This is a genomic window from Streptomyces cahuitamycinicus (assembly GCF_002891435.1).
GTDB lineage: Bacteria > Actinomycetota > Actinomycetes > Streptomycetales > Streptomycetaceae > Streptomyces > Streptomyces cahuitamycinicus.
In genome coordinates this window covers 1-458 of sequence record NZ_POUC01000974.1, presented here as the reverse complement: position 1 = coordinate 458, position 458 = coordinate 1, and the positions used below count along the sequence as shown (strand labels likewise).

1 pseudogene is annotated in these 458 nt (G+C 38.2%); it reads right to left on the bottom strand.

What is annotated here, in order from left to right:
- Positions 1-417, bottom strand: a pseudogene (locus C1J00_RS48710) (hypothetical protein); the annotation flags it as partial.
- Positions 418-458: the final 41 nt, after the last annotated feature.

The window sequence follows — 458 nt, the reverse complement described above, 5'->3', positions numbered from 1 at the left end:
AATTATATTGTTTTTGATATGAGCTTGAAAAGCCTCAAAAGTATCTGTAAACAAACTCTCGTTACTATCTATAAGCATTTCCTTGGGGAAAAAGAAGCGCTCGTCACGAGAAACTTTACCTGAAATTGCTCGTACTAAATCACTAACGGTCGAAAGTTCGACTAGGCTACCATCCGATTGCATTAGTTCAATTTGAGTCCGTGGTTTTTTAGAGGTTGGATCATAGGCATCATATGGTAAGTCATAACTGTCATTTTCAGCAGTATAATATTCAGAATCAAAACCAGCTTCAGCCACCAATTGTTTTAATTCAGGTAGAAGACTCCGAGTTTGATCGGTGATGCGTGCTGATTTTAAAGGAACCCGATCCAAGAAGCGATGGGCAAGATCACTCAAAATAGGATCTTTATCATCCACCCATTGAAGAAAATACGTATTTAAGACGCCATCATCTAGTT